Source organism: Paraburkholderia suaedae (assembly GCF_040812055.1).
In the GTDB taxonomy this organism is placed as follows: Bacteria; Pseudomonadota; Gammaproteobacteria; order Burkholderiales; family Burkholderiaceae; genus Paraburkholderia.
In genome coordinates this window covers 1-11,527 of the sequence record NZ_JBFOAH010000026.1, presented here as the reverse complement: position 1 = coordinate 11,527, position 11,527 = coordinate 1, and the positions used below count along the sequence as shown (strand labels likewise).

Here is an 11,527-nt window from a genome sequence, read left to right as displayed (position 1 = left end):
GCGTGCATGGCGCGCGCCACGGCGTGATGGATGGGAAGAGGCAAGGTGCGAAGAACTGCAGGGCGGCGAATATCGAGGTCATACGGTGCTACGGATTCGGGCGCGACGAACATGCGGCCTTCAATGCTTCCCTCGGGAAAACACCAGCCTGCGCGCGACGTCGCGCTGTGCGCCTTCACATCCGTCCCTCGCGGATTCCGGCGGCCGGCGGCGTGAGATTCGCCGCCTCCGCGTCTGGCCGGTATCCGGGCTGGCGGCCTCATGCGCTTTGCCTTCCCGTCCGGATTCGTCGGACAGTGGCATTGAAAACACATGCGCGGCGCAACAGAGATGAATCTGGCGTCGCTGGTCGCTTACCGTTGCGGGGACAGCACAGGTTGAGCGCACGACGCGCGGCCTGTTTCCCGTTTAACTGCACACGCGAATGCATGTGCGGGCACCAAACGCGCGCTTACGATAGCACATGGCGGCCTGCCCGATACTGAGAACGCCGCCGCGCTGGCGGTGCTCGCCGCTTCGAGAAAATACGCCTGACGTCCCGCGACGCCCCGCCCGACCGGATCGAACCACTCGGCCACTCTACCGCTCTTATGCCAGTACCTGCTATCTCGAGCACACTGTGCCGCGCGCCGGCGTCGCCTCTACTTCGACGCGTCGACCATTGACCTGAATGTCTCGAAGTCGCGGTTCAACGAGTTGAAAAGTCCCCTTCGCCAACGCATCGCGAACCGCAGCGCAGTCCGGTGCGATCGAAAATTTGCCCACCAGTTGCCAATCGCTATCGCTGGACTCGTCGAACACGAAACCAATACTTTCGCTGTGCGGGAAGAGCACCACGTTAGACTTGTGATCGCCGGTCACGTCGACGAGGTAAGCGTCACACTTCACCGAGCCAAGGTTCAGGCAGCCCGGGAGCATCGACGTTTGCGCGGCGCGCTGCCAGTCCTTCGAGAGAAATGACGCCGGAACCGGCCGCCCCGGAGTGCGCGACACGATGTTGAGGGCCAGCGCCGCAGCATCCGGACGGCCTGCGCCCACAAGGCCGCGATCGGGCTGACGTGCAGCCTGCGTGCTCAGTTCGCGAACGGCCGCGGCATTCGTTGCCTGGGTCTCCCCCTGCAGCCGCGCGAGCGCCTGCCGCCCGTATTTCGCGGATTCGTACCGCAGGAAGTCGTAATCGAATTTGTCGGGCTCAACCCTACCCGCGAGCAGACGGTCTACCTGGCTGTCCACTGACAGACGTGCCGGGTCAGCCAACGGCGTGAACACAGCAACGAGGACAGCGACTGATACCCAGGCCGTGATCACGTTCACGGGTGCGATCCTCGCAAGGGTGTCAGTGCGGGCAAGGGCCGCCCACGCATAGCCGATGGCATAGAAGTAAGCCACGAACGTTTCCGCACACGCCAGAATACGGTGCGGCGTGAGCCCATATTGCTCGATCCGCAGCGCAAGCGCGTAAGTCGCAAGTATCACCAGCACTGGAAGTATCAGGCAGGAAATTCTCATACAGACACGCAGCACTCGCGGTGCGGGATCGGAGCTTGGGCCGCCCTTGAAAACAGCGTTCACGAAGACTATTTTTAACGCCGCGACGCCGAGCAGGATTGGCGTAGCGGATCGCGTGGCCCATAGCAATCCGAGTCCGGTGAACGGCAGGGATGCGAGGAATCCGCCAACGATGACAACGAGGACGAGGAGCAGCCACGAGAGAAGCGACAGGACAAGGGTGCGCGAGCCCCGGATGATGTCTGGCCTCACGTCGGTGATGTGCAGGGCTGACGCAAACGCGATCGCGCTCACGGGAATGTTGAACCACGATTCGCGCAAGAGTTGCTCGAGGAAATGCAACTTCAGCAACAGGAAAAGCGCTGCCCCGAGCAAGAGCACCAGAAACAGCGCACCAACAAACAACCCGGACAGGCAGACCTGGAGCCCGAGCTTCCAACTGAATTCGAAGTACGACTCGTAGGGGGCAAACCACGACCTTGCAGCCTCGCCGGCGAGAACGAGGCAATAAGCGATAAATACAACTACGCCGCTGTAGAAGATCACTGCCATTGACGGCAGGGGGACCCCGGTGTGGTCGGATGGTTGCAGGCCGACAATTCCAGCGCCCGCCGATCGCCACGCGTCGTGAAAGCCAAGGATTGCCACAACTGCGGCGAGCACGGCGGCCCACATCGCGAGCCGGGCGCCCCTCATTCGTTGGAGGCCCACGATAAGCACTGGCGGGATGAATAGCGCAACAAGGAGCAGGGGAAACAACAGAAGCGGGATAGTTGCGATGCCGCTGCGATGATGCGCAGCGTTGATGAGCAGATACAGTACCAATCCTTGGAAAATGCCGATGAGGAGGCGCCGCGCGAAGAGCTCCCGGCCTGGAGCGGCGTGCGGTGTTCCCTGCTGATTATTTTGCATCTACAACCCCATCTTCCCAATTATGTTTCGCTTCACGGCCGCGCTCGCCTGAGGTCGCGCGCAAGCGCCGTGTTCGGGTTCAAGGCCATTTTATAGGAGACCGATTCATGCTCCAGTGTCCGAGGTCGAGGAACACATACGTCAATGGTCGGCGATCCGGGTGTTGCAATTGCCTGACCGTTCCTGGCGGGTTCCGGTTGAAACGAGAGTGTCAACAATTGTGATTTCCCAAGCCGACCGGTCGCGCTCGCAAGGTATCTCCAACCCCGCTCCGAAATTGCGGGCATTGCGCAGCGTTTCTTTCGGTAGCGACGGGATTTCGAAAGGGCTTGCACTTGGCGCCCGGCCCGGCGGATGGAGTCAGGCAGTTCTCGTGTGATGCGATGCGTTGCATAATGCTGTTGCTTCTGGTCGCTTTAACGGAACCCGATGGGAAGCCATGGCGAAGCCGCGGGGCGTTGTCATACGTTGCATTGCGGTGCGTTACGCCGCTAAACCTTTGAATCAAAAGGATATGCGTTGTCATATGCCACCCATGCGCGGCATGCGGACTACCCCGCAACGGTAAGCGGAAAGCAGCGCCGGCTTCACCGCCAGGCGTCGCAAAGCCGGCTTCGATGTCCACGCGCAAGGCCGCGTCGGCATAGGACCACTGGACGAGAAATCACTCGCCCGGGAAGGGGAAGCGGCGCGGTCGCCACCCCGGGTATCAGCCAGATAAGCAGGACGCACGTCGCGGGGATGCGACGGCGCGTCCATGACCTCATTGCCGTTTTCCGCGCGCCGTGTTCGCGCTGTGACGCGTTTTCCACGTTGCCGCGGCAACGCCGTCGTTCGTCCCCGTATGTCGTGATAGTCCCGGCTCACAGAGCTTGCGCCCCGCGCAGCTTCGCCGCTCCGACTCCAGCAGACAAACGGGTGCACACGCCGGCACGCTAGCGCAACGCCTACGAATGGACCTCACGATGCAAACGCAAATGCGCAAGATCCCTGTCACCATCGTCACCGGCTTTCTCGGCAGCGGCAAGACCACGTTGCTGCGGCACATTCTTCAGCATGCGGGCGGCAAGCGCATCGCAGTGATCGTCAACGAGTTCGGCGAGCTCGGCATCGACGGGGAAATTCTCAAGGGTTGCGGAGTCGGTTGCGACGAGAACGGCGTCGAGACCGAAGGCCAGCTCTATGAACTCGCGAACGGCTGCCTGTGCTGCACCGTGCAGGAAGAGTTCTTTCCGGTGATGGAAAGGCTCGTGGAGCGCCGCGAGCAGATCGATCACGTGCTGATCGAAACCTCCGGGCTCGCGCTGCCCAAGCCGCTGGTGAAAGCATTCAACTGGCCGCAGATCAAGAACAGCTTCACCGTCGATGCAGTCGTGACCGTAGTCGACGGACCGGCTGCCGCAAGCGGCCAGTTCGCCGACAACCCCGTTGCCGTGGACGCCCAGCGCAAGGCCGATCCGAATCTGGATCACGAGTCGCCGCTGCACGAGCTGTTCGAGGATCAATTGTCCGCGGCAGACCTGGTGATTCTGAACAAGACCGATCTGCTCGACGACGCGCAGCAACGCGCGGTCGAAGCCGTCATTCGCGAAGAGATTCCGCCGCAGGTGAAGATCGTGCGCGCACACATGGGCCAGCTCGATCTGCATGCGCTGCTGGGTCTCGAAGCGGCGTCGGAAGAAACCATCCACCTGCGCCACGATCATCACGGCTCGGCCGACGACGCCGATCATCACCACGACGAATTCGATTCCGTGGTCGTGCACGCGAACGCGCCGTCGCGCGAAACGGTGATCGCCGCGCTGCAAGCGCTGGTGGAAACCCACACGATTTGCCGCGTCAAAGGTTTCGCGGCATTGCCGGGCGCGGCGATGCGGCTCGTGATCCAGGGCGTGGGGCGGCGCTTCGACAGTTATTTCGACCGGCGCTGGCAGGCAGGCGAAGGCGCGCAAAGCCGCTTCGTGCTAATTGGCGAAGACCTCGATCAAGCCGCGCTGCAGCGTGCGTTCGATACGGCGCTTGCCATGCAGTCGAACGTCGAAGCACGCGAGGCCTGAGCGCTCATGCATCTGCTGCGCACGACGCCGGGCGGCTTTGTCGACGATACGCAGGGCGTGATCCGTATCGATCAGCAGCCCGCCGACATCGTCGTGCTGAGTTCCGCCGACACCACACTGTCATTGCTCGCCAGCGTGGTCCCGCGGCTGGGCGCGGGCTTTCCCAGTGTGCGGCTCGCGAACGTCACGTATCTGCGGCAACCGGCCTCGGTCGACTTCTATGTCGAGGACGTGCTGCAGCACGCGCGCGTGGTGGTGGTCGATCACCTCGGCGGCGAGGCCTACTGGCCGTATGGGATCGAACAGGTGGTCGCGCTCGCGCAGCGCAAGCAGCAGACCCTTGCGATGTTTTCCGGCGACTTGCAGGAAGATCCGAACCTGCTCGCGCGCAGCACGGCGGACGCCGCGTTGTGCCATCAGCTATGGCGCTATCTGCGCGAAGGCGGCGCGCAGAATGCCGAAGCTTTTCTGCGCTGCATCGCATACCGCGTCTTCAGCTATGGGGCCGAGCCGGCGCCGCCGCGCGCGTTGCCGGCCGCGTCGCTCTACCATCCCGGGCATGACACGCCGACCATCGCCGACTGGCAGGCGCGCTGGCAGCCGGGGGCGCCGGTCGCGGCGATCCTGTTCTATAAGGCGCATCTGCAGGCCGCCAATACGGCGGTGTTCGACGCGCTAATCGACGCGCTCCAATCGCAAGGTCTCAATCCGCTACCCATCGCTATCACCTCGCTCAAAGACGCGATGAGCCGCGAAATCGTGCAGACCTTGTGCGCGCAGCACGAAGCCGCGCTGGTGCTGAATACGACCGCCTTCGCCGCGTCCGCAATCGACGACCCCGAGCCGCTCGCGCTTGCCGGCGATGCGCCGGTGTTTCAGGTGATTCTGAGCGGCGGCAATCGCGACGACTGGCTCAAGGACAACCACGGCCTCAACTCGCGCGACATCGCGATGCATATCGCGCTGCCGGAAGTGGACGGCCGCATCATTACGCGCGCGATCAGCTTCAAAGGGCTCGCGTATCGCTGCCCGCATACCCAGGTCGACGTGGTCCGTTATCAGCCGGACCTCGAACGCGTCGGCTTTCTTGCGGAACTGAGCCGCCGCTGGTGCCGTCTGCGTTCGCTCGATAACGCGGACAAGAAACTCGCGTTGATCCTCGCGAACTATCCGATGAGCGAAGGGCGCATCGGCAATGGCGTGGGGCTCGATACGCCGGCCTCGGTGGTCGGCATTCTGTCGATGTTGCGCGGCGAGGGCTATCGTCTCGCGCCGTTGCCCGCGCACGGCGACGCACTGCTGAAAAAGCTCACCGAGGGCGTGACCAACGATCCCGTGGTCCGCGATCTGCGCCCCGCCTTGCAAAGCCTCGCGCTCGATGACTATCTGACGCACTTCAACGCGTTGCCGGCCGCCGCGCGGCAGGCATTGAACGCGCGCTGGGGCACGCCTGAGCACGACCCGACGTTGCGGCGCGGCCGTTTCATGATCGCGGGATGGCGCTGCGGGCACGTGTTCGTCGGCATCCAGCCGTCGCGCTCGCGCGAGCAAGGCGACTATGCGAGCTATCACGACGCGGAGCTCGTACCGCCGCATGCGTACCTTGCGTTCTATTTCTGGCTGCGTCACCAGTTCGGCATCGACGCGGTCGTACATGTGGGCAAGCACGGCAATCTCGAATGGCTGCCTGGCAAGAGCGTCGCGTTGAGCGATGCGTGCTGGCCCGATCTCATTCTGGGACCGATGCCGCATCTGTATCCGTTCATCGTCAACGATCCGGGCGAGGGCAGCCAGGCCAAACGCCGCGCCCAGGCCGTCATCATCGATCATCTGATGCCGCCGCTCACGCGCGCGGAAAGCTACGGGCCGTTGCAGGACCTCGAACGCCAGGTCGATGAGTACTACGAAGCAATGATGGTCGATCCGCGCCGCTCGAAGCTGTTGCGACGCACGATTCTCGCGACCATCGTCGAGCACAGGCTGCACGACGAGCTGAGCCTCGCTGCGCCGAACGGGCAAGACGACGAGGACGCGCTGCTCACGCGCGTCGATGCGTGGCTGTGCGAGCTGAAGGAAGCGCAGATTCGCGACGGCTTGCACACGTTCGGGCAGTCGCCGGGCGGCGTGCAGCGGCGCGATACGCTGCTCGCGCTGGCGCGCTTTCCGGTCGGCGACGGACAAGGCGGCAAAGCCGGCTTGATCGACGCACTCGCGCGCGATCTGCGCATCGATCATCTGTTCGATCCGTTGTCGGTGGATTGGTCGGCAGTGTGGGAAGGGCCTAGGCCGCAAGTGCTGCAGCAGGTGAGCGATGCGCCGTGGCGGCACTGCGGCGATACGCACGAGCGGCTGGAACTGCTCGCGGCGCGCATGTTGAGCGGCGTCTGCGGCGAGCGGCGCGATGGGGACGACACGCCGCCGTGCTCGACACCGCGCGAAACACCGCAAGCCGGAACGCTGCCGCGAGCCCAAGCGGTGCTCGCACGTTTGCGCGACGATGTACTGCCACGGCTCGATGCATGCGGTCCGCAGGAGATGCTGCAGCTCAAGCGCGGGCTCGAAGGACGCTTCGTACCGCCGGGGCCGAGCGGTTCGCCATCGCGCGGGCGGCCCGACGTGCTGCCCACCGGCCGCAATTTCTATTCGGTCGACACGCGCGCGGTTCCGACGCAAGCCGCATGGTCGCTTGGACTGAAATCCGCGCAGCAGTTGATCGAGCGGCATCTGCAGGAACACGGCGATTATCCGCGTGCAATCGGGCTCTCCGTGTGGGGCACCGCGACGATGCGCACCGGCGGCGACGACATCGCACAGGCGCTCGCGCTGCTGGGCGTGCGGCCGAAATGGGCGCCCGGCAGTCATCGCGTGACCGACTTCGAGATCATGCCGATCGAAGCGTTCGACCGCCCGCGTATCGACGTCACGTTGCGTGTGTCGGGCTTCTTTCGCGACGCGTTTGCGAACGTCATGCACCTGTTCGACGCCGCCGTGCAGGCCGTCGCCGAACTCGACGAACCCGAAGCGCTGAATCCGATCCGCGCACGCGTGCAGCGCGAGCGCGATGCGCTCGTCGCGCGTGGCATGGACGCCGGGGAGGCGCGCAAGCGCGCCGGCTGGCGCGTGTTCAGCGCGAGGCCCGGCGCGTATGGCGCGGGTCTGCAGGAACTCATCGACACCCGGCAATGGCAAACCGATGCGGATCTGGCCAATGCGTACCAGGCGTGGGGCGGTTATGCGTACACGCAAAAGAGCGCAGGCGAAGAGGCGCGCCATGCGTTCGGCACGCGTCTCGCCGCGCTCGACGTAGTGCTGCAGAACCAGGACAATCGCGAACACGACGTCCTCGATTCGAACGACTATTACCAGTTCCAGGGCGGCATGGTCGCGGCGGTGCGGCATCTGGCCGGCAGTCAGCCGAGCGTCTATCACGCGGATCACAGCAACCCGGCCGCGCCGCGCGTGCGCACGCTGCATGAGGAGATCGCGCGGGTGATCCGCTCGCGCGTGGTCAACCCGAAATGGCTCGATGGCGCGAAGCGTCACGGCTACAAGGGCGCGGCGGAGATCGCCGCGACCGTCGACTATCTGTATGGTTACGACGCGACCGCGCGCGTGATCGCCGATCATCAATATGGGCTCGTCACGGATGCTTACCTGAACGACGCCGATACTCGCGAGTTCTTGCAGCGGCACAACCCGCATGCGTTGCATTCGATCTGCGAGCGTTTGCTCGAAGCGATGCAGCGCGGTTTGTGGCAGGCGCCGGGCGACTATCGGTTGCAGGTCGAACAGCATCTGCTTGCTAGCGAGCAGTATATGGAAGGAAGCCAGACATGAATGCAGCAGAGCCGGCAGCAATCCAGCAGGTGAACGGGCGGCCCAGCCAGCGGCCCGCTTTTCCGTTTGCCGCGCTGATCGGTCAGGCGCCGTTGCAACAGGCGCTGCTGCTCGCCGCGATCGATCCCGGGCTGGGCGGCGTGCTCGTGAGCGGGCCGCGCGGTACGGCCAAGTCGACCGCGGCGCGTGCGCTCGCCGAGTTGTTGCCGCAAGGGCAACTGGTGAACCTGCCGCTCGGCGCAAGCGAGGATCGGCTGATCGGCACGCTGGATATCGAAACGGTGTTGCGCGATGGCGCCGTGGGTTTTTCGCCGGGCCTGCTTGCGAAAGCACACGAGGGCGTGCTGTATGTCGATGAAGTCAACCTGCTACCGGACGCGCTCGTCGATGCATTACTCGACGCCGCGGCCAGTGGCGTCAATACCGTCGAACGCGACGGCGTGTCGCACAGCCACGACGCGCGCTTCGTGCTAATCGGCACGATGAATCCCGAGGAAGGCGAGTTGCGGCCGCAATTGATCGACCGCTTCGGCTTGATGGTGGCGTTGCAGAATTGCTTCGAGCCACAGGTGCGCCAGGCGATCGTGAAAGCGCGGCTCGCGTTCGATCTCGATCCGCGAGCGTTTCGCACCGGCTACGCGCAGCAGCAGGCGCAATACGTTGAGCGGATTCGGGCGGCGCGCAACGCGCTGCCGCAACTCGCGTTCGACGACGCGGTGCACGCGCACGTCAGCGCGTTGTGCATCGACGCGGCCGTGGATGGCTTGCGCGCCGATCTCGTGATGCTGCGCGCCGCGCGTGCGCTGGCCGCACTGGAGCAGGCGGGGGCGGTGACGGTGCGGCACGTGGAGTGCGTTGCTGAAGCCGTGCTGATGCATCGGCGCCGGCAGCGTCGTCAGGATGACGGGCCAGCGGAGAGCGACGCGCGTGACGGCGCAGCAGATCGGCAAACGGCTTCCAACGCGGACCATTCGGCTGCGTCTGCGCTAGAAGCCGCGCGGTCGCCCGCCGTCGAGGGCGAGAACGATTGGGGCTACCTGCCACCCGAACCCGCCGCGACCACGCACGTCAAACGCGTGTTGCCGCTCGACGCAAAAAAACGCTGAGCCATCGGAAGGGCGCCGCCGCTGACTCGCGCAGCGGTTTTCGATGGCAACAACGCGCAGGCGCAGATGCACTCGGCCGTTTGCGGGTCGATTCGCGCGGCCAGCCAGGCACACGCATCGCATGGCCGCAGACGCTCGCCGCCATGCGACAGCAGACACTGCATGCCGAGCATTTGCGCTTCGTGCGCGAGGCGCCGCGCGGCGGTGTGTTGCATTGCTTCGTGCTCGACTGCTCCGGCTCCATGCTGGCGCAGCAGCGCCTCGCGCTCGCCAAGGGTCTGCTGATCGCGCTGTTCGACCGTGCGAGCGCCGCGCGCCACGAGGCTGCGCTGATCTGTTTCGGCGGTGCCGGCGCGGACGTGCGCTTCGGCCCTGCTGTACCGCGCTGGTGGAACGAGCGGTGGCTCAGACCGGTGGGCGGCGGCGGCGGCACGCCGCTGGGTGCCGGCATTGGCCGGGCGGCGCAGTTGCTCGAACGTCGTGCGAGACTCAGGCCAGCCCAGCAGCGCTGGTTGTGGATCTTGACCGACGGCCGCACACGCGACGAGCCAACTCGCCCGCGCGCGGCGGACGAGATCGTATTCGTCGATTTCGAACGCGAGATGATCCCGCTAGGACGCTGTGCGGCGATCGCCGGCGAGTGGGGCGCGCGGTGCTTTGCTCCCGAAGAACTGATTGGTTGAGCAGCCGAGCGGTGCGTGGACTGCGCCGCCGATCGTTCCCGCGCCATCTATTTCGAGCCGTTCGACCAGTACAGCACGTCGTCCTGGCGATCGAATACGTAGACCTTCATCGCCATCTGCTGAGCCGCGTCGAGTCGATCGAATTCTAGCCCGTGATGCGAAGGCTCGCCTGGCGCGCTGCCTTTTTGCACATTGCGAATGATCGCGCTGGTCTCTATTTCCATGTCGAGGTCCGCCGACTTCAGGCGGAAGGCAACCCGCAGCCGCTCACCCACCGCGCCCACGGTCCACGAAGCGCTCAACGACATGCCGAGTGCGCTGATGCCTTTCGCGCAGCCGAGCCCTTCGTACGATTCACCCGTCTCGCCGAGAGCGAAGCGCACCGCCAGGTGTGCGCGAACGCGGATCGACTTGCGCTCGCGTAGCCGGCGGATCGCGCCGGGCTTCGACAGCACGACGTAGTCGAATGGCGTGCGGCAGAGCGCTTCCACCGTGCAGACGAAGCGAAACACCGCGTGGCTCGCGATTGCGACGATCTCGATGTTTTCGCCCGGCGCGAGCGGCAGCGTGCGGCCATCGTGCATCGGCGGCGTGACGAACAGCGCCTGATTCGGCGCGTAGCCGATGATGCGGCACGGTTGCATTGGCGCGCCGCTGCCAAGCTGCGAACGCATGCCGATCAATGCGCCTATTTCCAGATGCATGTCCCTGAGTGTCGGCGAATTGCTCGAATCGGTCGGCTGCGCGCTATTGGTCGGCGCCTGGCCGGCCGTGTCCGGCAGATCGCCGCGCTGCGGATGGAAGTTGCCGAACAGGAAATCACGCTCGTGCGTGGTCGCGAGGATGGTCCCACTAGCGAAAAGCAACGTTCCGTCGCTGTCGACGATCGGCCAGTCGAGGGGCGTGCCAACGGGCACCGCTACCGGACTGAGCGCCGGCGATAGCGCGGAAGGCGAGTTTTCGTCGACGTGGTCCGCGACATCATGATGCATGGCAGGTAATTGTTTGAGTGGCGGGATAACTCTGTTGACGGCCGGGGCGACGCAAACTTTAATTGCGCGCGAGGGCGGTGGATTGCCTGGTTGATTCCGTTTCGATTTCCTGACGAACATCCAAGTTAGTTCGGAGGTCTAACTAGATTGGGGTGCTGTTGGGACGGCGACACACCGCTGCAAGACGGGGCGTTCGTTTCCTAAAGAAATTCGCGGATAGGGGTTGACGGGTCGCAGGCCGTTCTCCATAATCTCGCTTCTCCGCTGCAGATGCAGCGACGCAGAACGGAACGCAGTGCCGGGTAGTTGAAGCAGGTGCTGCGCCACGTGAGGCGGATCGATCTTTAAAAACTAACAGCCGATAAGTGTGGGCGCTTGATGCGCGATGCGGTGGGCGGGTTCCGAGGAATCTGCCTGCAGGCAAAAGTATC

6 protein-coding genes and 1 riboswitch are annotated in these 11,527 nt (G+C 64.4%); of the genes, 4 read left to right on the top strand and 2 right to left on the bottom strand.

The genetic code is table 11. The features are described 5' to 3' along the window. Positions 1-219: 219 nt before the first annotated feature. Positions 220-459, bottom strand: a riboswitch (cobalamin riboswitch). A gap of 144 nt (positions 460-603) precedes the next feature. Continuing rightward, on the bottom strand, positions 604-2,421 hold the full coding sequence (locus ABQJ48_RS28510) for a DUF4153 domain-containing protein (protein ID WP_367841303.1): 1,818 nt from the start codon (positions 2,419-2,421) through the stop codon (positions 604-606). Positions 2,422-3,386: 965 nt separating this feature from the next. On the opposite strand from ABQJ48_RS28510, the gene cobW reads away from it, so the two are divergent. From cobW to ABQJ48_RS28490, 4 genes are all read left to right on the top strand, one after another. Then, entirely contained in the window at positions 3,387-4,478 is a 1,092-nt protein-coding gene (gene cobW, locus ABQJ48_RS28505; protein ID WP_367841302.1) for a cobalamin biosynthesis protein CobW, read from the top strand. Positions 4,479-4,484: 6 nt separating this feature from the next. Beyond that, entirely contained in the window at positions 4,485-8,315 is a 3,831-nt protein-coding gene (gene cobN, locus ABQJ48_RS28500) for a cobaltochelatase subunit CobN (protein ID WP_367841301.1), read from the top strand. Beyond that, positions 8,312-9,421, top strand: a complete 1,110-nt coding sequence (locus ABQJ48_RS28495) for a magnesium chelatase ATPase subunit I (RefSeq protein ID WP_367841300.1) — start codon at positions 8,312-8,314, stop codon at positions 9,419-9,421. The genes cobN and ABQJ48_RS28495 overlap by 4 nt, the downstream gene beginning before the upstream one ends. A 143-nt stretch (positions 9,422-9,564) precedes the next feature. After that, positions 9,565-10,104 (top strand): vWA domain-containing protein, encoded by a 540-nt coding sequence (locus ABQJ48_RS28490; RefSeq protein WP_367841299.1) that lies wholly within the window; start codon positions 9,565-9,567, stop codon positions 10,102-10,104. A gap of 47 nt (positions 10,105-10,151) precedes the next feature. Here the strand turns inward: ABQJ48_RS28490 and ABQJ48_RS28485 are convergent, their stop codons facing one another. Continuing rightward, a complete protein-coding gene (locus tag ABQJ48_RS28485; RefSeq protein ID WP_367841298.1) occupies positions 10,152-11,096 on the bottom strand; it encodes a flagellar brake protein in 945 nt (314 codons plus the stop codon). Positions 11,097-11,527 lie beyond the last annotated feature (431 nt).